21 protein-coding genes, 1 tRNA gene and 1 pseudogene are annotated in these 20,615 nt (G+C 59.2%); 11 read left to right on the forward strand and 12 right to left on the reverse strand.

The features are described 5' to 3' along the window. Positions 1–167: 167 nt before the first annotated feature. The 3 genes from M2A_RS00260 to M2A_RS16985 form a co-directional block, all read right to left on the reverse strand. Positions 168–1,553 (reverse strand): DUF1329 domain-containing protein, encoded by a 1,386-nt coding sequence (locus M2A_RS00260; RefSeq protein ID WP_197052798.1) that lies wholly within the window; start codon positions 1,551–1,553, stop codon positions 168–170. Positions 1,554–1,955: 402 nt separating this feature from the next. Beyond that, positions 1,956–3,974 carry a DUF1302 domain-containing protein gene (locus M2A_RS00265; RefSeq protein ID WP_081875260.1) on the reverse strand — a complete coding sequence of 673 codons (2,019 nt, stop codon included), beginning with the start codon at positions 3,972–3,974 and terminating at the stop codon, positions 1,956–1,958. Between the two features lie 358 nt (positions 3,975–4,332). Then, positions 4,333–4,935, reverse strand: coding sequence for a TetR/AcrR family transcriptional regulator (locus tag M2A_RS16985; protein ID WP_081875261.1), 603 nt, complete (start codon positions 4,933–4,935; stop codon positions 4,333–4,335). A 166-nt stretch (positions 4,936–5,101) separates the two neighbouring features. On the opposite strand from M2A_RS16985, the gene M2A_RS00280 reads away from it, so the two are divergent. Next, positions 5,102–6,394: a parallel beta-helix domain-containing protein gene (locus tag M2A_RS00280; protein ID WP_052379071.1), complete on the forward strand. Its 1,293-nt coding sequence runs from the start codon at positions 5,102–5,104 to the stop codon at positions 6,392–6,394. 41 nt (positions 6,395–6,435) lie between these two features. Then, positions 6,436–7,494 carry an SO2930 family diheme c-type cytochrome gene (locus tag M2A_RS00285; RefSeq protein WP_045441592.1) on the forward strand — a complete coding sequence of 353 codons (1,059 nt, stop codon included), beginning with the start codon at positions 6,436–6,438 and terminating at the stop codon, positions 7,492–7,494. Positions 7,495–7,536: 42 nt separating this feature from the next. Here the strand turns inward: M2A_RS00285 and M2A_RS00290 are convergent, their stop codons facing one another. The 4 genes from M2A_RS00290 to M2A_RS00305 all read right to left on the reverse strand — a co-directional run bounded on the left by M2A_RS00290 (position 7,537) and on the right by M2A_RS00305 (position 10,807). Then, complete coding sequence (locus M2A_RS00290) at positions 7,537–8,412, reverse strand: hypothetical protein (RefSeq protein WP_045441595.1); 876 nt, start codon at positions 8,410–8,412, stop codon at positions 7,537–7,539. Positions 8,413–8,567: 155 nt separating this feature from the next. Further along, positions 8,568–9,110, reverse strand: a complete 543-nt coding sequence (locus tag M2A_RS00295; RefSeq protein WP_052379072.1) for a copper chaperone PCu(A)C — start codon at positions 9,108–9,110, stop codon at positions 8,568–8,570. 9 nt (positions 9,111–9,119) lie between these two features. Then, positions 9,120–10,253: a transporter gene (locus M2A_RS00300; RefSeq protein WP_052379073.1), complete on the reverse strand. Its 1,134-nt coding sequence runs from the start codon at positions 10,251–10,253 to the stop codon at positions 9,120–9,122. 116 nt (positions 10,254–10,369) lie between these two features. Then, positions 10,370–10,807: a hypothetical protein gene (locus tag M2A_RS00305; RefSeq protein ID WP_045441597.1), complete on the reverse strand. Its 438-nt coding sequence runs from the start codon at positions 10,805–10,807 to the stop codon at positions 10,370–10,372. Between the two features lie 178 nt (positions 10,808–10,985). Between M2A_RS00305 and M2A_RS00310 the strand changes: the two genes are divergently transcribed. From M2A_RS00310 to M2A_RS00320, 3 genes are all read left to right on the forward strand, one after another. Then, a complete protein-coding gene (locus M2A_RS00310) occupies positions 10,986–11,735 on the forward strand; it encodes an SDR family NAD(P)-dependent oxidoreductase (RefSeq protein ID WP_045441599.1) in 750 nt (249 codons plus the stop codon). 22 nt (positions 11,736–11,757) lie between these two features. Further along, positions 11,758–11,985: a hypothetical protein gene (locus tag M2A_RS00315; RefSeq protein ID WP_045441602.1), complete on the forward strand. Its 228-nt coding sequence runs from the start codon at positions 11,758–11,760 to the stop codon at positions 11,983–11,985. A gap of 91 nt (positions 11,986–12,076) precedes the next feature. Continuing rightward, positions 12,077–13,465 (forward strand): flavin-containing monooxygenase, encoded by a 1,389-nt coding sequence (locus tag M2A_RS00320; RefSeq protein ID WP_045441605.1) that lies wholly within the window; start codon positions 12,077–12,079, stop codon positions 13,463–13,465. A 9-nt stretch (positions 13,466–13,474) separates the two neighbouring features. Here M2A_RS00320 and M2A_RS00325 read toward each other — a convergent pair whose 3' ends face one another. Both M2A_RS00325 and yghU read right to left on the reverse strand, forming a co-directional pair. Then, positions 13,475–13,837 (reverse strand): MmcQ/YjbR family DNA-binding protein, encoded by a 363-nt coding sequence (locus tag M2A_RS00325; protein WP_045441608.1) that lies wholly within the window; start codon positions 13,835–13,837, stop codon positions 13,475–13,477. Further along, complete coding sequence (gene yghU, locus M2A_RS00330; RefSeq protein WP_045441610.1) at positions 13,834–14,700, reverse strand: glutathione-dependent disulfide-bond oxidoreductase; 867 nt, start codon at positions 14,698–14,700, stop codon at positions 13,834–13,836. The genes M2A_RS00325 and yghU overlap by 4 nt, the downstream gene beginning before the upstream one ends. Positions 14,701–15,024: 324 nt before the next feature. On the opposite strand from yghU, the gene M2A_RS00335 reads away from it, so the two are divergent. The 3 genes from M2A_RS00335 to M2A_RS00345 are packed head-to-tail and all read left to right on the forward strand — an operon-like array spanning position 15,025 to position 16,635. Continuing rightward, a complete protein-coding gene (locus M2A_RS00335) occupies positions 15,025–15,657 on the forward strand; it encodes a TetR/AcrR family transcriptional regulator (protein ID WP_081875262.1) in 633 nt (210 codons plus the stop codon). A gap of 50 nt (positions 15,658–15,707) precedes the next feature. After that, positions 15,708–15,995 carry a YciI family protein gene (locus M2A_RS00340; RefSeq protein ID WP_045441611.1) on the forward strand — a complete coding sequence of 96 codons (288 nt, stop codon included), beginning with the start codon at positions 15,708–15,710 and terminating at the stop codon, positions 15,993–15,995. 22 nt (positions 15,996–16,017) lie between these two features. Continuing rightward, on the forward strand, positions 16,018–16,635 hold the full coding sequence (locus M2A_RS00345; protein WP_045441613.1) for a DNA-3-methyladenine glycosylase I: 618 nt from the start codon (positions 16,018–16,020) through the stop codon (positions 16,633–16,635). Positions 16,636–16,643: 8 nt separating this feature from the next. Here M2A_RS00345 and M2A_RS00350 read toward each other — a convergent pair. Then, positions 16,644–16,719, reverse strand: a tRNA-Thr gene (locus tag M2A_RS00350). A gap of 276 nt (positions 16,720–16,995) precedes the next feature. On the opposite strand from M2A_RS00350, the gene M2A_RS00355 reads away from it, so the two are divergent. The 3 genes and pseudogenes from M2A_RS00355 (at position 16,996) to M2A_RS00365 (ending at position 19,447) form a co-directional block, all read left to right on the forward strand. Next, the gene (locus M2A_RS00355; RefSeq protein WP_052379074.1) at positions 16,996–17,358 is read left to right on the forward strand and encodes a helix-turn-helix domain-containing protein; all 363 of its coding nucleotides are present in this window, start codon (positions 16,996–16,998) and stop codon (positions 17,356–17,358) included. 81 nt (positions 17,359–17,439) lie between these two features. After that, positions 17,440–17,912: pseudogene (locus M2A_RS00360) on the forward strand (ATP-dependent Clp protease proteolytic subunit). An 11-nt stretch (positions 17,913–17,923) separates the two neighbouring features. After that, entirely contained in the window at positions 17,924–19,447 is a 1,524-nt protein-coding gene (locus M2A_RS00365) for a cryptochrome/photolyase family protein (RefSeq protein ID WP_045441615.1), read from the forward strand. Here the strand turns inward: M2A_RS00365 and M2A_RS00370 are convergent. Further along, a complete protein-coding gene (locus M2A_RS00370) occupies positions 19,444–19,623 on the reverse strand; it encodes a DUF2256 domain-containing protein (RefSeq protein ID WP_045441617.1) in 180 nt (59 codons plus the stop codon). The genes M2A_RS00365 and M2A_RS00370 overlap by 4 nt on opposite strands. A gap of 36 nt (positions 19,624–19,659) precedes the next feature. After that, the gene (locus tag M2A_RS00375; RefSeq protein WP_045441620.1) at positions 19,660–20,610 is read right to left on the reverse strand and encodes an alpha/beta fold hydrolase; all 951 of its coding nucleotides are present in this window, start codon (positions 20,608–20,610) and stop codon (positions 19,660–19,662) included. Positions 20,611–20,615: the final 5 nt, after the last annotated feature.

Raw genomic sequence — 20,615 nt, forward strand, 5'->3', positions numbered from 1 at the left:
CTCTCCCGGTCCCGCCGGTCGGCTTTGCGTCAGATCAGCCTCGGTCCACTCCCCAGGAGGCGGGATGCGCCCCCAAATGATTGCTCTTAAAAAGCGATTGTTTTTAAACACGTCGGGCCGGCCGCGGGGAAACCCGGCGGCCGGCCCGAGGCATCATACTGCTTTTATCAGCGAACGCCAAGCTGGCGGATAGCGGCCGGCGTATACCGGTTCACATCCAGCTCATCAGCCCCATAGTTAATGGGCTGGCCTTCGTTCTGCATGGCAAGGGCGAGGTAGCGGCCAGCCTGCAGGTCATAGACGATTTCCGCGCCTTTGTTGCAGAGCGGCTCGCCGTAATCCTGGCGGCCATGCAGCTCCTGAACGCGCCAGAGCTCGCCGCGGCCGTCATAAAGTTCCGCACCCGTAATGGTCCAGCTGTCCTCATCGAGGTGAGTCACACGGCGCGAATAGACGTGGCGGGTGCCGCTTTTCAGGTTGGCCTCGATGCTCCATACCCGGTGCAGCTCATAACGGACATGGTCCTGATTGAGGTGCAGGGGCTTGAGGTAATCGGCATAGGACGCAAGCGAAGCGTCATAGGCATTGGCCGCAACGAATTTCGCGGACTTGCCGAGAACGGTCCAGTCATAGCGGTCCGGCGCGCCGTTATAGCCGTCGAAGCTGTCCGAAGTGGACAGGCCGTCGGAGTTGGTGCCCGGGTTGTCATAGGCAATGTTCGGCGCGCGGCGCACACGGCGGGTACCCGGCGAATATTGCCAGGCTTTGCGGTCTTCAAGGGCACGGTTCAGCGTTTCGTGCACCAGGATCACGCTGCCGGCGGAGCGGGCGGGCGCCACGGTGTTGGCGATGTAGTAGAGCGAGATATTGTTCAGCTCTTCCGCGCGTTTTTTGCTCGGGTCCGACCATTGCAGAATGGCTTCATCCTGCACGGTCTGCAGCTCATATTCGCCCGAACGGGTGACCGGGGCCGCGGTGAACTCGCGCGTCAGTTTGAAGGCGCGGTAACGCAGCGTGTGGTTCCAGATCACTTCCAGCGCGTTGTTGGGGATCGGGAAGGGAAAGCCCATGATCCCCTCGGACACACCATTGCCGCCCGGCGTCAGCTCGGCGACCTGGGCATTGCGCTTCGTCGCTTCATAGACGAATTCCGGATACGCGCAGGAACGGCGGGTCTGATAGACCTTCATCTTATAGGACGGATAGGTCTCAAGCAGCGCCTTATAGCCATCGGTGAGCTGGCCCTCGAACTGGCCCATATTCCCCTGGCTGATTTCCACTTTGACGGCATCGCCCTTGAACGGGTTCGGCAGCAGCTTATCGGCGGAATATTCGCCTTTCACGCTGTCAGGCACACCGGTCAGGCCGCCGGTCCAGGCCGGGATATCCCCGCCATTGCCCGCCTTTTCGGCGCCAACCGGCGTCAGATCGCCGCCGAGGCGGCCCACTTGCGCGTCCGGCACCTTGGCCAGCGCGCCGCCCATCGATAGGGCACTCACAAAAAAAGTACCGGCCAAAAGCGCCGGCACCGAAACACTTGTCTTACGCGTCACGGTTTGTTCCCTCCACATGTGCCTGTGAAACCAGGCCCCTCTTTGCATAGCAAAGGGCCCGGCAGTTTCCCGCCGGGCCCCGCTAAGTCACATCCTACTATGATTAGAACGAGTAGGACAAGTTGACTGAAACAAAGATAACATACAGAACGTTTGGGACTGTTATGTTTGACGGCTACTGACTGAGGTGGTCCTAGGAAATCGGACAGGGGGCTCAGGTCAGTTGGGGCTCCGGTCAGGAGCAGATCAGAAAGTATTAACCCACGGAGCTGTGGCATGACAAGAAGAGCGAAAGATTCTGAACGGTACCGATAAACCAAAAGCCCGGCGGTTTCCCGCCAGGCTTTAAAAAGTACTTCTAAACCGGTCGTCCAGCGACCCGTCGTATGAATCCGTTAAGGATTAGAACGCATAAGAAACGTTGAAGGTTGCGAAGTCCTTATCATAGGAATAGTTATTAAACTTGTTACCAAAACTATTCGTATACCGGATTTCCGCCCGCCAAGAGTTCTGATAACTGGCAGAGACTCCTAAGGAAACTGTCTTCCTGCCTTCGACAAAGCCTGGGCCAACTGGCCCCGCTGAGAAACCGCTCACATCATGCGCAAATTGGATCGACGGCGTGACGGTCCACGGAATGCCGAACGCATTATTGTAATCTAATGCTCCCACAAGCCGGTAACCCCAAGACGTAGAGGTGGCATAGTGGCCGTCTAACCCTTGCCCCAAAAAATTGGAAACAAGAGGATTCGCATGGCCGGCACCAGAACGCGGAATAGAGAAACGCTCATTGTCATCGGACTGATCTGGTAGATACTGGAACCCGACATTTGCCAGCAACACCATCAAATCCGCTCCCGAAAAATCCACAATCGGCTCAGATGCAGTGAGTGTGCTAAGCGTGTGAATTTGGCCTGTAACCACATTCGCCCGCTTGAAACCTGGGATTTCACCGGAATTGGTAAGCGAACTCCATTGTGTCAACAAAGGAGTTGCGTTTTGTGTACCTAAGAACGTAACCAAATCGTTAATCGTCGCTCCGGGCGTTGCACCAACAAATGCCGCCGCCTGTCCTGCAAGCGAACGATCGAGATCGTTAGCATTAACTTCAACATCATTAATCTGGAAAGGCATATTCGAAGAATAGGCGATTTCGCCGGCAAGCGCGGTTCCGCCCAGAAGATCTATCGACGTATTAAAGCTTGCGCCCCACATCTCAATGTCTTCGATGTAAGTGTTGCGGTATTCTTTAAAGGCCGCGCCATTCAACAAAATTCCGCCAACTACCGCTTCATTATTGATGCATGTGCTTGCAGGCGCCCCCCCATTTCCAACAATTCCTAAGCATGTCTGCCCCCAGTTTGGAGAACCCGGAACCTGACTTGCCGTAAATGTGCCGATCGGAAGTTTGTTGTGGAAATTCTGGAAATAGAAACCCAGATCAGTGCCCTGGTTTAGCCACTCTGCATAATACCCCAGCTTCACCCCCCATTGCCCCTGATCACCAGCTTCAGTTCCGGCAGTCCGCGGAACCAGAAAACCTTGGGCATCGGCCTGTTGGGGAGTAAGGGGACCAAACGGAGTCAAAATGGATTCGGCAAATTCCACCCCGTTCATAATGTATGCACCCTCTTCACCAGCCCCATCTGAACCAGAGAAATAGGTGCCCACCGTATCAATTTTAGTGCGCTTGTAATCCCAAACATAATACGCAGCTAAGTTAAAGTTAGCAGGCAACCCAAGGCCAGCATAAAACGCAGGCTGCGGCAACACGGCTTCTTTCAATTCCGCCCCTGGCGTGCGAAGCGCCGTTACGTCAAAGGACAGGTTAGAATTGATACCGCCCTGAATGAAAAGGCTTTCCCCCCAATTGATCACTTGGTTACCAACACGCACATTAAGCGGCAGATTATTGCCCACATTAAAATTGCCGTAAACGAACGCATCAAGCAGTTTGAAATCTCGCCCCGCACGGCTTTCTGGGCTCGAACCGCGAAGGCTATCATTCAGTGGACGGCGACCAAATCGAGTTGAATTTTGTCCCGCTTTTTCTGCGCCGATATAATCATAGAAGGCACTTGCGCGAACGAAGGCGCCATAATTGCGCCATCGCAAGTCAAAATCAGTCGTGATTTTCGCCGTAGCATTGATGAAATCGCCACGCTCGAAATTGACGTTGCCGTCGTCATCGTTTATTCCAAAAAAAGCGCCATTTGACGAACACCCGCCATTGGGCTCACTAATAAACGTACAGTCCTGATCGTGAACGCGCACACCGAAACCAACCGAACCGACCGTATCGATGGCAAGATTGGCTTCTCCGAGTTCAAACTCGGCAGCTTGGCTAACTCCGCCGCCAAACGCCCCGACGGCAGTAAGTGAACAAACCGTAAGCAATAAACGCAGATTTCTTGTTGTCATTGAGTGCGATCCTCCTCAATCCTCGATGCATTTAACGCACTGACGATGGCCGGAAAATATGGCGGTTATCTATGCCCCCTCGTAGACATGATTACCCTCGACCAGTCAGCATCCCTCAAACGCTACCCCACCGGAAAAGCCCTAAGAAGTCAACAAGGATGCTCGGTTTTTAAACAAAGCTGCCGGACTTCGAGTCCCGTTATTGCAGAATTGACACAGTTCCGCGAAAGAATAATTTGTCCTAATTTAAAGAAAGGTAGACCAAATCTTTCTTAGCGGAACGCCACTTTCTTCGCACCTGCAAAAACGCTGAAACGGCGCCGCGGCGCGGAATCCCGCCGGGAACATCCCCGCCAAATCATGCCGAAAACGTATCGTCGAGATAAAGCTCGGCCACCCGCAGCGCCTCGGCTCTGAGCGCTTTGCGGCGGGCGGCATCATCGGCAAGAAGGCCCGTATCCGTCAGTATAGAGAGCATTGAAAGAAAGGTGATTTTGATCGCCTCCGCCCGCGCTGCGGGTAAGCGCAGGCCCGCCCGCACCAGCGCTTCGTCGAAGAGCCGGCCAAGCTGACTTTCCGGCTGCGTGATCTGCGGCCCATAGGGATGTGTGCGGATGAAGTGACTGAAAAGCGGGCGCAGCGCCGCCTCTTCTTCGAGCCCCTGCCAATAAGTCTCCAGCACCTCCCGCAGGATGCGCTGCCAGGAGGCGGAAGCCGGCAGCGCGCCAAGCCGGGCAAAGCATCGAGCGGTAATGCGGCCCGTCACCTCACTGTGCAATGCAGCAAGAAGATCGCCCGCGTCGTCGAAATATTGATAGACCGAGCCCACCGGCACGCCCGCCCGCTCCGCCACCCGCGTGGTGGTGACCGAATCAAGCCCTTCTTCTTCCAAAAGCGCGCGCGCCGCCGCCAGCATCTGCCGGACCCGCTCCCGGGCGCGTTTCTGTGTCGGCTGACGCATGGACACAAACTCCTGCGGAAACGGAAAACGGGTGAGGCAACATCCCAAAGTGAATATCCTTCATATTTTGATTGACGTCCAGCCATACACGGCAAAAGATAAGCCAAAACATGAATAAGTTTCGGAAAGCGGCCGCTATACAGGGCCGGAAGCTGGAGGACCGCCCATGATGCCGCGCCTGAAAATGAAACTGTTTGCCGGCCTCGCCGCGCTCAGCCTGACCCTTGCCGCTTTCTCTGCAGGTGCCGAGGCCGCCACCCACGCGCTCGATCTCTCGGGCACAGAGATGAGCGCCCAGGAAAGCCTGCAAACCGCGCTCATTCTGGCCGAGCCCGGCGACACGCTGCTGCTTCCCGAAGGCACTTTCGCGCTGACCGACGGGCTCTCTCTCGATATCGACAATGTCACGCTGAAAGGCGCAGGACCGGAAAAGACGATCCTTTCCTTCAAAAACCAGGAAGCGGGCAGCGAAGGGCTGATGGTCACATCGAGCGGCGTGACGCTGGAAGATTTCGCGATTGAAGACGCAAAAGGCGATGCGATCAAAGTCATGGGCGCGGACGGCATCACCATGCGCCGCCTGCGCACCGAATGGACGGACGGGCCGAAGGAAACGAACGGCGCCTACGGTCTTTATCCCGTCTCCTCCAAAAATGTGCTGATCGACAATTGCACAGCCATCGGCGCCTCCGATGCCGGAATCTATGTCGGCCAGTCGCAGCACATCATCGTGAAGAACAGCCGCGCGGCCTTCAATGTCGCGGGCATCGAAATCGAAAACTCCTATTACGCCGATGTCTTCGGCAATACAGCCGAGCACAATACCGGCGGCATTCTGATTTTCGATCTGCCGGGCCTGCCGCAACAGGGCGGCCATTCCATCCGCGTCTTCGATAACCGCGTCGTCAATAACGACACCGGCAATTTCGCGCCCGAAGGCAATATTGTCGGCGAAGTGCCGACAGGCACCGGCATCATGGTGATGGCGAACCGGAACGTGGAGGTTTTCGGTAACGAGATCGCCGATAACGGCACCACCAATGTGCTCATCGTCGCCTATCCAAACGATTATGAAGATGAAAACTATTTCCCCTTCCCGCAGGGCATTCATGTGCATGGCAACCGCATCGGCGAAGGCGGCACGACGCCCGATAACGAGATCGGCGAATTGATCGCGCAGATCACCGGCACGCCTATTCCCGATATCATCTGGGACGGGCGCATGCCATGGGGCGATTATTTCTTCGGCCCGGAGGCCGGCAATGGCATTTACATCGGCGAGAACACGGCAACGGATGAAGGCGGCCAAGTGGACTTCGCCAATGTCGATGCCACGATGTGGTATGCGGCAAACTGGTTCCACAGCACGAAGCGGGAATTGCCGGATCATGCGGGTGGACCTGCAACGCTTACGCCCGTCACACTGGCGCCCGTCACACAGCCGCAAGAGACGCAATAAGAGGCAGAATAAGAGACCGGGCAAAAGCAGGTAGAGTAAACATGAAACGCGCCGCGCATATTCTCTTGGGCCTTGCCCTTTGGGCGGGAGGGGCGCTGCCCGCGGGCGCCGTCAATATGGAGGCGGTGCTGAGTAAGCGCCCCGCCGCCACGCTTTCCGCCTACGGATTGTTTGAAGACGGCGGCGCGCAGCGCCCGGCGAAAGGCGTTCTGCCATACGATCTCATCACGCCGCTTTTCTCCGATTATGCGGAAAAACGCCGCTTCGTCTTCGTGCCGGAGGGCAAAGTCGCCTCATATGACGGCGAAGATATTTTTTCTTTCCCCGTCGGCAGCGTTCTCGTCAAAACCTTTGCCTATAAGGACGAGAGCGCAGCCGCCGCCCACGGGCTGCGGCTCATCGAAACCCGCCTTCTCATTCATGGAGAAGACGGCTGGCACGCCTATCCTTATGTCTGGAACGAAGCGCAGAGCGAGGCCGTGCTCAAAGTGGCCGGTGCGCGGATGGAAATTCCGGTGCCACGGCCGGACGGACGCATCCTCACCGCACGCTACGCCGTGCCCAATGTCAATCAATGCAAGGGCTGTCATGTCTCCGGCAAGACGCTGGAGCCCATCGGCCCCAAGGCGCGCAATCTCAATCACGATTTTTCGTATGAAAGCGGCCCGGCCAATCAGCTGAGTACCTGGCAGGAGGCGGGCATCCTGACGGGCCTTCCCGACGGCGGGCCCGGCGCCTGGCCGCGCGTGCCGGACTGGTCGGACCCAGAAAGCGGCACGCTTGCCGTGCGCGCCCGTGCCTATCTCGATGTGAACTGCGCCCATTGCCACAAGGAAGACGGGCCCGCGAAAACCTCCGGCCTCTTTCTCACCTGGCAGGAACAAGATCCGGCCAGATGGGGTGTCCATAAAAGACCCGTCGCCGCCGGGCGCGGCTCGGGCGGGCTTGCTTTCGACATTGTGCCGGGAGACCCGGAGGCCTCGATCCTTCACTACCGCATGAATTCCGCCGATCCCGGCATCATGATGCCCGAGCTTGGCCGCAGCCTCATCCACGAAGAAGGCGTCGCCCTGATCCGCACCTGGATCGAGCAGCTTTGAACGAATTTGGGAAGTGGACGCAAATCACTCCCGGCACCGAGTTCAATCTTCCCTGGGCTGCAGAATAGTATTGATCGGAGGTAAGCGCTCGGACGAGCAAGCGGTAAAAATTTCCGATATCCCACTACTCGTTTCCACTCTCAGAGAAAAGGTCTCGGAGATGGCGACCGGATTCTCCGCTTCACGTTCATAAACCCAGCTTCTGTACCGAACGATGTTTCCATCAACCAAAAACCAAGTCGCCGGCTTAATGACGTCTTTTCTGGTTTCATAGACATATGGTGCAGAGAGACGCTCTACTCGCTTCTTAACGACACACCGATCACCGAGAAGCGATTTGTATTCTCTATACTCGCGGCCGAATCGCGAGAGATCGGAAGCGGAAACGTAACTTCCTTGAGCCAGCGAAGCTTCCGCTCTCCAAACCCGCCAGACCCAGTCATCAAATTCCGCGCAGTTAGCTGTTTGATCATTTCGTGCCTCGAGTGTGTAACGATACAGCCCCGTCACCATGCCGCGGCTGCCATATTCGGAATATGTCGGGCCGTCTTTGGCACCATAGTAGCTCTCTACGTAATCATATTGATCGTGAACTAGCTCTTTGAAACATGGGAAACACCCTGCGGGAACGGTCTGATACTTTCCCGCTGCGGCGTCGGGCAGAGACAATGCGTCGGCATCTGGAAGGATTGCGTATCCCTTAACGCCAGACACGGGATTCACAAAGCCTTGCAGATCACTCTCGCAGAGATCCGTTAGATCAGAGGGCATGTACAAGTTCCCTCCGCCGATCAAGGTCAAGAGCGTGGCCTGAAGCCAAACCACTCCGACATCCGGTCTATCGCAGCCTCCGATCAGCAAGGGCAGTGCAAGAACCAGAAAGAAGCCCCGCCGGCGTTTTACGCGGGAAAAGATCATGCCCCCTCCATGAAACAGTGATTTCCCCGACTATTTCACGACACCCACCGGAAGGAAAGCATGGGGTGGTATCGCCCATACTCCGCACATAAAGAAAAAAGCCGCCGCCCCTGAGGGCAGCGGCTTTTCATTCAGCCGCGAGCTTCCCAAAAAAATCAGTGCCCGCTGCCGTGATGTTTCATGCCATCGCCTTTCTGCGTACCGCCAGACAGACCGGGCGTCATGACGGAGAAAGTAACGGGCACGCGGCCCGCCTTTTCGAAAATCAGCGCGCCATCTACGGACATGCCTTCTTCGAGCGGGCCTTCAAGATCAAAAATCATCAGGTGATGGGCGCGGTGCTTGAAGATCAACATACCGTTGGCCGGCACCTCGGCGCTTTCGATGCGGCGCATCTTCATCACCTCGCCTTCCTTGATATGGGTGTGCAGCTCGACATTGCCCGCCCCTTCAAGTTCAGCGCCGATCAGACGGTCCGCCTCCCCATGATTGTGCAGCGTGAAATAGCCCGCGCTCCGGCGCACCGGGCCGATGGTCGGGCGCAGCACCGCCTTTTCGATCATGAAAGGAGAAGCCGGGGCTTCGGCTTGCGCTTCGGCTTCTTTTTTAGTTTCCGGCGCTTCCGCCGCCGCATGGGCGCCTGCCATTGGAAAGGCGAGAGTGAGGGCGAGCAGGAAACTTGAAATCATGTAACGCATAAGAGTTCCTTAAAAAGATTTCTGCCAACCGATGGTCAGCGTCCAATCCCGCTCCATTTGCGGGCCGTTCAGGTCCTGATAGGCCGGCAGGCCGAATTCGATGCCGAGCCGGTGACTGGCAAGCGCCCCGTCCAGCGTATCGCTTTGGCCGATCAAATTCACGCCCGCAGAAAGCATGATCCGCTTGCCGCCGTAATTGGCGGGATCGGCGGCTTGTGTCGGCCCGGCAATCCGCGCGTCCTGCCCGTCGATCGAGCCTTCCACTTCCCCCAGCGCGCGCAGCGAGGTGGAAATCCAGGGTGCCCATTGATAGGCCGCCCAGCCCGTCAGCCGGCCGATATCGCCGAATGTATAGCCTTCATCATTGCTGCCGAGCCGCAGCGTGGCGCGCGCCTGCCCGCCCCAGGAAAAATCGCCCTGCCGGTCGGTATAGGTAATTCCGGGCTCAAGATCGAACGTGCCCGAGCCCAGCTGCATCCCGTAAGGAAGACGCATGACGGGGCGCGTGTTCATCGGAGTGAGCACATCGTCTTCTTCCGTGATGGACCCCGTGGGCAGGCTGAGGCCGAGATTGAGATGCACCTGCCACGTCTCGCTGTGATCAAGGCGAAGAAGCCCCGCTACTTTCGTATCGCCGAAGCCGGAGGAGCGCGTGGTGAAAGTGCCAAGCCGCGCGGTGCCCGCCATGCCCTGGAAGGTGAGCGCCTCCATCTCTTTCTCCAGAAACATGCCCATGGCGGTCAGCGTCAGCCAGTCGCTCGGCGCATACATGAAGCCTGCCATATACATGTCCATCGACATGTCCTGCGGCACGACGCGCAATGTCGGCGGCTGCATGGGTTTGCCGAAATGCACATTGGGCACGGAGGTGACGATTTCTTCCGCGCTTATCGAAGACGTGCCGCTGCGGTTACCCTCCATCTCCATATGCATTTGCCGGAAGGACATCATGAACTCGCCCGTCTTATGCATGTGATCGCCCATCACCCCCATCGGCGCGTGGCCATCGGCGCGGTAGACATCCACCCCGTGCATCGGGTCGGCTTGCAGCGGCGCGCTGCCGAAGGCAGCAAAGGCAGCGCCAAAAAGCGCAGCGAAACGGGCGCCGGGTTTTGCCCCCGGCCTCTTCTTTTCAAAAATCATTTATCTCTCATCCCCTCTCCCGCTGCGCTTTGTGAAAAGCGGCGGAAGCAAAAACAAACGGCCCGGCATGCGCGCGCATGCCGGCAGGCCGTAGCCAATTCAAGTCAACGCAAATGTCAGACGGAGAGAGGGGGCCCGCGCGGATGGGTAACGGCAGGGGAGACGCCGCCGGTCAGAAGCGCGGTTTCAAGCGGCGGCTCGAAACGCAGCACGGCGCCGAGAAAGGCCCCGCCGGGCAGACAGCATCCGCCGCAGGCCCCTTGCGAGCCATGGGCGCAAAAGGCGCAGTCGGAAAGTTTGGCCGGCACGTGCCCGCTTTTGCCATTCTCGCCGCTTTGGGAGGGCGAGCAGAGAATGAGAAGATCGGCGAGAAGGGCCTCGATCTTGGCATTCCCTGTTTGGGCATCCCCGGCTGTTTGAGGAAGGCCGCCAGAAGAGGAAAGAGAAGACGGGATGAACGCGGCCTGCGCCGTGGCCGCCCCATGCACAAAGCCCCCTGCCACATGCGCGAAAAGCGCCAGCACGGCCAGTATCCGGGCAATGGAATGGAACATCTTGCTTCCCCTCTATCGGCCCGCCGCTTCACCGCACTGGTGATCACGCTGGGCCGGTATTCTTCTTAGGCTAAGGGAGCCGCGCGCACATTGACAGAGGTCAAGGTGCCGCAGGAAGCACGGAAAAACCTGAAGGATAGAAAGCGATCCAAGGGCGCCGCGCCCGCGTATCAGGATCATGAGGAAAACGCAGCTTGCCAGTTTCGGCACCGGCCTTTCCGTTGCCCTTTACGGGGCAAGCGGGGGCATCGGCACGGCGCTGCGCGAGGCGCTGCTCGCCGACCCCGCGGTCGAGCGCGTCTTTGCCTTTTCCAGGCGCAGCCATTTTCCCGCCCATGAAAAACTGACCGCCATCGCCACGGATATCCGCCGCGAGGAAATGATCGCCGACGGCGCAGCGCTAATGCGCGCGGAAGGCCCGCTCCATCTCGTGCTTGTCGCCTCGGGCATTTTGCACGGCGACGATGTCCGCCCGGAAAAAAGCTGGCGGCAGATCGAGGCGGGCGCCATGGAAGAAGTGCTGCGCGTCAACACGCTCGCCCCCGCGCTCATCGCCAAACACACGCTGCCGCTGCTCGCGCGCGGGCGCAAATCCTGCTTTGCCGCGCTGTCGGCCCGCATCGGCTCGATCTCGGATAACAAGCTGGGCGGCTGGCATGCCTACCGCGCCTCGAAAGCCGCGCTTAACATGCTGATCCGCACTTTCGCCATCGAACTGGCGCGCAAGAACGAAGAGGCCCTAACCCTTGCGCTGCATCCGGGCACCGTCGACACGGACCTTTCAGCGCCCTTCCAGCGGGGCTTGCCAGAGGGGCAAGTGCAAAGCCCGGAGGAAACCGCCCGCCACCTTTTGAAAGTGATCGACGAGAAGGGGCCCGGCGAAAGCGGGCGCTGCTTTGCCTTCGACGGAACGGAAATCGCCCCATGAAAGAGCATTATGAGAGCGCGTTATGAGTAAAGACCCGCAGATAGACGCTGCCGCCCGCGCCCTCATCGCCCAATATGGCGAGGATGCCGAAACCATTGCCATGCTGCGCGCGGCTGAATTCGCCGCGGCAGGCGATCTAAAGGCGCTCGGCGAATGGGACCGCATCATTGAAGCGATCCGGCTTTTCCTTGCCGCAGGGGAACCGGGCGCTTCGGCAGACACGCCCGCCCCCACCGGCCCGCGCCATTGACATGTGCCCCCTCTCCCTCAAACTTGGGACAAAATAACCGATAGGTCACGCCAATCCCGCCGCAGAAGCGGGGCGGCGGAAGGGGAGAGAGATGAACGCACAGCCTGAGAACACGCGCCTGCCGAAAGTCTGCATCGTGGGGGCCGGCTGCTCCGGCTTTACCACCGCCAAACGGCTGAAGGATTACGGCATACCCTTCGACTGTTATGAGATGTCGGACGATATCGGCGGCAACTGGTATTACAAGAACCCGAACGGCGCCTCCGCCTGCTATGAGAGCCTGCATATCGACACCTCGAAATGGCGCCTTGCCTTCGAGGATTTCCCGATCCCGGAAGACTTTCCGGATTTTCCGCACCACGCCCAGCTGCAGCAATATTTCAAAGACTATGTCGCACATTTTGGCCTCCGCCCTCACATCACCTTCAACACCGAAGTGACGGAAGCCAAACGCACCGGCGACGGGCTCTGGGCGGTGACGCTCTCGACCGGCGAAACGAAACTTTACGACGCGCTGGTCGTGGCGAACGGTCATCATTGGGACCCGCGCATGCCGGAGTTTCTGGGCGCCTTCGAGGGCGATGAAATGCATGTGCACGCCTATTGCGATCCGTTCGATCCCATCGACATGCGCGGTAAGAACATCGTCGTCGTCGGCATGGGCAACTCGGCCATGGATGTCGCCTGCGAGCTGTCGCAAAAGCCCATCGCCAAACGGCTGATGATGGCGGCCCGGCGCGGGGTCTATGTCATCCCGAAATATCACAAGGGCGAGCCGCTCGATAAAGCCTCCGCGCCCGCCTGGATGCCGCTCAAACTGCAAAAGGCCCTGGGGCGGTACGCAGTGAAAAAAATCATCGGCGATCAGACCCGCCTCGGCATGCCGCAGCCCGACCACCGCCCGCTCGATGCGCATCCCACCGTCTCAAGCGAATTTGCGATCCGCCTCGGCTCCGGCGATATCGAGATCAAGCCGAATATCGAAGCGAAACTCGGGCGCCAAGTGCGCTTCACCGACGGCTCGGTGGAAGATGTGGACGTCATCATTTATGCGACGGGCTATAATGTGAGCTTCCCGTTCCTGAAAGACGAGGCGGTCAAGGTCGAGAACAATCACGTCTCGCTGTTCAAACGCATGATGCGCCCCGGCGTGCCGAACCTCTTCTTCATGGGGCTCGCCCAGGCGCTGCCTACCCTCGTCAATTTCGCCGAACAGCAATCGAAGCTCGTCGCGAAATATCTGGCGGGCAAGTATGCGCTGCCATCGGAAGAAGAAATGTGGCGCATGACGAAAGCCGACGAGGCGCTTTACACCGGCAATTTCTATAATTCCGCCCGCCACACAATGCAGCTCGACTTCCCGCATTATGTCCGCCAGCTAATGAAGGAAATCGCCAAGGGCGAAGCGCGCGCCAAAAAACAAGGCGGCAAACTCCCCGTCCCCGCGCGTGCGGAAGAGGCAAAGCAGAAGGCGGCCTAGGCCCCGCCTTCACGCCACTTCCAGCCCCAGCTCCTTGCGCTTCTTCTTGGTGAGGCCGAGGGCGACGAGGCGGTGGGACTCGGTGAGATAGGCTTTCAGCTCTTTGTCTTTAAGGCCGGGCTTGGCATAGTTCTGGATCCAGCTCATGCCGCGCGAGGCAAGATAGGGCGCGGGGCGAAGGCCCGGCTGGTCTTTGAGCACTTCATAGGAAAGTTTGGATGTCTTGAAGGTGAAGGCCGGGCTTCCATCGGCCCAGCCGCCAATGGCAAAGACCTTGCCGCCCACCTTCCAGACATGAGCGCCGCCCCACTGCACCACGTAAGTCGCGGCGGGCAGGGCGGCGCAAAAGGCGTTGAACTGGTCGTAGGTCACGTACCGGTCTTCAGCTTGTCACCCGTCTTCGTGTCGAAGTCGCTGGCATCGTGCCGCTCGGGCAGCTGGCTTGCCGGCTCGCCCCAGACCCGGTTCACCATCCGCCCGCGCTTGACGGCCGGACGTTCGGAAAGCTGATCGGTCCAGCGGATGACGTTCTTATATTCATGGACGGAGAGAAACTCGCCCGCTTCATAAAGAAGGCCTTTGGCCAGCGCCCCGTACCAGGGCCAGATCGCCATGTCGGCGATGGAATATTCATCCCCCGCCATATATTCGCGCTCGGCCAGATTGCGGTCGAGCACATCGAGCTGGCGTTTGACTTCCATGGCGAAGCGGTCGATCGGATATTCGAGCTTCACCGGCGCATACGCATAGAAGTGGCCGAAGCCGCCGCCCAGATATGGCGCGCTGCCCATCTGCCAGAACAGCCAGTTCAAAGCTTCCGTGCGTTTGTGATGTTCCTTCGGCAGGAAGGCGTCGAACTTCTCGGCAAGATAAAGCAGGATCGAACCGCTTTCGAAAACCCGCGTCGGCTCCTTCGTCGAATGATCGACCATCACCGGAATTTTGGAATTGGGATTGACGGCGACATAGCCGCTGGAGAACTGATTGCCCTCGCTGATATTAATGAGCCAGGCATCATATTCCGCGCCTTTATGGCCGAGCTCCAGCAGCTCTTCCAGCATCACCGTCACTTTGACGCCGTTCGGCGTGCCGAGCGAGTAAAGCTGGATCGGATGTTTGCCAACCTGCAATTCTTTTTCATGGGTGGGCCCGGCGATCGGCCGATTGATGCTGGCAAAGCGCCCCCCGCTTTCCTTGTCCCAGGTCCAGACTTTCGGCGGTGTATATTCGCTCACGATCTTCTTCCCTCTTCACGTTTATGATGTCGGTTGCGCCTAGAATTCTCTCTTAGCCCGCGGCGCGCAAGGGCTGCGTGCGCCGGACATCTCATCACCGGCATGGCGCGGCGCAGAACTGAAGCGGCTTCACAATCTTGTTACGGCCCTGTCACGGCGCGCCCGAAACCATCTTCCGGGCCGCGCTGCCCGCCAGACACACCGAAAGAGCATACCTAAGAACCGGCAGGGCCCGGCGCAAGGCACCTTGACAGAATAAGACACGCGTCCTAATTACGTCTAGGACAATTGTCCGAGAAACCGCCAACCTGCGCCTCTGCCGCCATGACCCGCACCAGCCGAAAACACCAAGCAAAAACGCCCGGCCAAGCGCCGCAAAAACCCGGCACCCGCGCCCGCATCATCGAGGCGGCGGACCGGCTTTTTTACGAACAGGGCTATGAGCACACGTCTTTCGCCGATATTGCCGGCGCGGTGAACCTCTCGCGCGGCAATTTCTATTATCACTTCAAGACGAAGGACGAGATTCTGGATGCGGTGATCGCCCACCGTCTCACCGAACGGGAAATCTGGCTTGCCGAATGGGAGCGTGAGAACGACGACCCCGTGGCCCGCATCCGCCGCTTCATCGACATTCTGATCATGAACCGCGACAAGATCCTGCGCTATGGCTGCCCGCTCGGCAGCTTAAGCACGGAGCTGACGAAACTCGATCACCCCTTGCAAGGGGAAGCGGGAAAGCTTTTCACACTCTTCCGCACCTGGCTCGCCCGGCAGTTTGCCCTTGCCGGACAAAAGCGCGGCGCCGACCGGCTGGCCATGCACCTGCTCGCCCTTTCCCAAGGCATCGCGACGCTCGCCAATACGTTTCACGACGAAACCTTCATCCGCCGGGAAGTGCGAGCGCTTTACACCTGGCTGGATGACGTCACAGGCAAAGGGAATGCCGGCGCGTAAAGCCGCCCCCTTCCAATTTATCACTCCCCCACCCCCCGAAAGGAAACCCCATGTTCGTTATCGCACTGAAATTCGCCGGCGCCCGCGAGCGGGCCGGAGAATTCATGGAAGCGCACAAAGACTGGATCAAGAAAGGCTTCGATGACGGCGTCTTTTTAATGGTCGGCAATCTGCAGCCCGGTCTTGGCGGCGCGCTGCTCGCCCATGGCGCCTCGCGCGAGGAGGTCGAAAAGCGCGTGGCCGAGGACCCGTTCGTCGCCGAGAAAATCGTCACCGCCGATATTCTGGAAATCACCCCCGGACGCTGGGACGAGCGGCTTGCCTTTCTGGCAGGCTGAAACGGGGCGGTAAGGAGACAGCATGAGCACGACCATTACCGGGCCGGACGGAAAGCCGCGCTGCCGCTGGTGCGCGGCGGCGCCCGACTATCTGGACTATCACGACCGCGAATGGGGCTTTCCGGTGGGCGATGACCGGCGGCTTTACGAAAAGATTTGCCTGGAAGGCTTTCAATCGGGCCTGAGCTGGCGGACGATCCTGGCAAAGCGGGAAAATTTCCGCGCCGCTTTCAAGGATTTCGATTTTGAAAAAGTCGCCTGCTTTACCGGGCGCGATGTGGACCGGCTCCTGAAAGACGAAGGCATCATCCGCCATCGCGGCAAGATCGAAGCAGCGATCAACAATGCCAAACGCGCCCTTGAGATGGTGGAAAAGGAAGGCTCGCTCGCCGCCTTCTTCTGGTCCTATGAGCCGGAGCCCGGCTCCCTCGGCAAGCCGCAAACGCTCACCACCTCGCCCCAGTCCATCGCCATTTCAAAAGAACTGAAAAAACGCGGCTGGAAATTCGTCGGCCCGACCACGGTCTTCGCTTTCATGCAGGCCATGGGCCTCATGAACGACCATGTGGAAGAGTGCGCCGTCCACGCCAAGGTGGAAAAAGCCCGCAAGGCCTTCAAGCGGCCGAAAAGATTGAAATAAGGGGGAAGTGGTGCCGCTTGGGTGACTCGAACACCCGACCCCATCATTACGAATGATGTGCTCTACCAACTGAGCTAAAGCGGCCCGCGAAGGGCCCGGACGGGCCCCGCAACTTCGCGCTTTTCTACCGGTCTTGCCCCGGTTTGGCAACACTCTTCATAAATCCTCTTGCAGATAAGCGGGGCAAACCTCACCTTTTCCGGGCCTGCCTGCACCAAGAGCCCGGAGAGTGCCATGCCTGCCCTAAAAGCCCGCCTTATCCTGCCCGCCCGCTCTATCCCGAGAGCCACTGTAGGGCCTATTGGGCGGCGCGCGCGGACCCTCCGCCGCTCTTTGCCGCACCCCCGCATACCGCTCCAAATGGCAGGGCCCCGGGCCCGGGCCGCCATCTCCGGCGCGCTGCGGCGGATGGTAAGGGGCTATGCGCAGCCCCTTTCCGTGCCCGAGCTTGCCCGCGAGGCCGGTCTTTCCACCGCTTATTTCGCCGCCGTCTTCCGCGAGGAAACGGGGCTTGCCCCGCATGACTGGCTGATTGCCCGGCGCATCGAGAAAGCCAAAGCCCTGCTCGCCCAAGGCGAAAGCCCGGCAGCGGTCGCCGCCGCTACGGGCTTTGCCGATCAGGCCCATCTCACCCGTACCTTCCGCGCCCGTACAGGGGAAACCCCGGCAGCTTTTGCCCGTAAAGTGAAGGCCCGCGAGAGACCCGAAAAACCGGCAAGCTGAGAATCCTTCAAGACTGGCCCGCGCGCCCTGCCTAGCCTTGCTCCCGAACAACCGTCAGGGACAACAGGCAGGAGCGGCCCCATGAACCTTCTCATTCCAACCGTCATCGAACAGACGGCGCGCGGCGAACGCGCCTATGACATTTATTCGCGCCTCCTCGGTGAGCGCATCATCTTCATGACAGGGGAGGTGAGCGGTGCGAGCGCGAGCCTCATTTGCGCGCAGCTGCTTTTCCTCGAAGCGGACAATCCGAAAAAAGACATCCACATCTATATCAACTCGCCGGGCGGCATTCTGACGGCGGGCCTCGCCATTTACGACACGATGCAATATGTCCGCCCGGATATCGCAACGCTTTGCCTCGGCCAAGCCGCTTCCGCCGGCTCGCTCGTCCTGATGGCAGGCGCCAGGTGGAAAAGCTCTACGCCCATCATTGCGGGCGCACGGAAGAGGAAATGCACAAGGCCATGGAGCGCGATAAGTATTTCGCGCCCGAAGAAGCAAAAGCCTTCGGCCTCATCGATCAGGTTGTCGCGGCCCGCCCCGCGCCCTAGCTCTTTTCTTCATGCGCGACCTCGTTCTCATTCTGGGGGACCAGCTTTCCCCTAACCTTTCCAGCCTGCGCCGCACGGATAAGAGCCGGGCGCGCCTTCTCATGGCCGAGGTCATGGAAGAGGCCGCCTACGTGCCGCACCATAAAAAGAAACTGGCTTTCGCTTTTTCGGCCATGCGCCATCACGGCGCGGCGTTGAAAAAGGCGGGCTGGCAGCTCACCTACCGCAAGCTGGAGGAAACGGGAAAGGAGGGCTCCCTTGCCCGCGAGGTTGCCCGCGCCGTCCAAGAACACCGCCCGCAGCGCCTGCTCGTCACCGAGCCCGGCGAATACCGGCTCAAAAAGGAAATGGAAAGCTGGGCGGAGCGCTTCTCGCTGCCCGTCGAGATTTGCCCCGACACCCGCTTCATCGCCTCTCATGAGGAATTCGCCCAATGGGCGGCGGGCCGCAAAGAACTGCGCATGGAATATTTCTACCGCGAGATGCGCCGTAAAACCGGCCTTCTCATGGAAGGGGGCGCGCCTTGCGGCGGGAAATGGAATTTCGATGCGGAGAACCGCAAATCCCTGCCCAAGGGCCAGCGCTTTGCCGGGCCGCAGCGCACCGCGCCGGACAAGACCACGCGGGACGTGCTGGGGCTCGTCGACAAACGCTTCGCCGCCAATATGGGATCGCTATCGAACTTCTGGTTCGCCGTCACCCGCAAGGAAGCGGAAAAAGCCCGTGATCATTTTCTGAAAACGGCGCTTCCCCTTTTCGGCGATTACCAGGATGCGATGGCAAGGGAAGAGCGTTTTCTCGCCCACTCCGTTCTTTCCATCTACATGAATGCAGGCCTCCTCGATCCGCTCGAAACGGCAAAGGCGGCGGAGGCGGAATATAAAGCCGGGCGCGTGCCGCTCAATGCCGCCGAAGGCCTCATCCGTCAAATCATCGGCTGGCGCGAATATGTGCGCGGCATCTACTGGCAGCGCATGCCCGGCTACACAGACAGCAATGCGCTGGGTGCCGAGCGCCCCCTGCCGGGTTTTTACTGGACCGGCGAGACGCAGATGGCCTGCCTGAAAGCGGCAATCGGTCAGACGATCGAGGAAGCCTATGCTCATCACATTCAGCGCCTGATGCTCACCGGCACTTTCGCGCTTCTGGCCGGGGTGCGCCCGCAGGCGCTGCATGAGTGGTATCTTGCTGTCTATGCCGACGCGTATGAATGGGTGGAAGCGCCCAACACGCTCGGCATGAGCCAATATGCCGATGGCGGCCTGCTCGGCTCCAAGCCTTATGCGGCAAGCGGGGCCTATATCAACCGCATGTCGGATTATTGCAAAGCTTGCGCCTATAAAGTGAAAGAGAAGACGGGCGCGCAAGCCTGCCCTTTCAATTATCTTTATTGGGATTTTATCGCCCGCCACGAGGCCCGGCTGAAGAGCAATCCGCGCATGGGTCCCATCTACCGGAACTGGGCGCGCATGGAGGCGGATCAAAAGAAAGCCATCCGCGCCTCGGCCCGCACCTTTTTGGAAAAGCTCGCTTAAGGGCGCGCTGGCCGCCGCACCCGCCCCGCGCGCTTGCAGCGCTCGGAACAATATTTCACCGCCTCCCAATCCCGCGCCCATTTGCGCCGCCAGCTGAAAGGGCGCGCGCAGGCAGCGCAGATCTTGGAAGGCAGGTCCCGTTTCTTTTTCATGGCAAAGAAATAGGCCGCGCACATGGCGCGGCCATAAAGGATCGTTCAAAAAAAGCGGCCCTACTGCTTTTCGAGAAAGGCGCGCACATCCGCCGCGCTTTGTTCCGGCACTTCTTCCATGGCGATATGGCCGGCATTCTCATAGATCACCAGCGTGCTATTCGAAATCGCCTCATCGAACTTATACGCGTTTTCGACCGGGATCAGAAAATCCTTCTCGCCCCAGAGAATAAGTGTCGGCACATCGATCTCACCGAGCCGGGCGGGCAGCACATCGTCTTTCATGCCGTAAAGAGAGAAGCGCTGCACCATGGCTTCCCGGTTGCCCTTGTAGCGGTTGAGATCGGAATAGCGGTCGATCATCTCTTCCGTAACCAGCGTGTCGTCCACGATGACGTTTTTCAGCCCGTCTTCCACCATCGCCCGCGAGCCCATATAGGGCATGAGGTCCTTGACGATAGGCGTCGAGGCCATGCGGAAGGCGAGCGGCACCTCACGGTCCGGCGACGCAGGAAAGCCGCCGGAAGAAACCAGAATGAGATGGGAGACCTTTTCCGGATAGGCGATGGTGTAATGCGCGGCAATGCCGCCCCCCATCGAATTGCCGCCCAGCGCAAAACCGGTCAGGCCCAGCTCGCGCATCACCGCATCGAGAAAGTGGGCCATGGAGGCGCGTGAATAATCATCGCTCGGAATTGCCCCGGTCAGCCCATGACCCGGCATATCGACGGTGATGAGGCGGAACGTATCGCCCAGCTCTTCAACCCAGGGCTCCCAGGTATGGAGCGAGGCGTTGGAGCCATGCACGAGCACCAGGATCTTGCCGTTCTTATTGCCCTGATCGCGGTAATGAGCGACAGCGCCGTCCGGCAACTCCAAGAACTGAGACTGCGGCCCGGCATATTTTGCAAGATCCTGCTTATCGAGCGCGGGCCGGAAAAGCAGAATGCCGAGCACGGCCACAGCCAGCACCAGAAGGACGGCAAGCCCGCCCAGAATTTTCTTGATCATCTCTC

The sequence above is a fragment of the Tepidicaulis marinus genome (genome assembly GCF_000739695.1).
GTDB classification, from domain to species: domain Bacteria; phylum Pseudomonadota; class Alphaproteobacteria; order Parvibaculales; family Parvibaculaceae; genus Tepidicaulis; species Tepidicaulis marinus.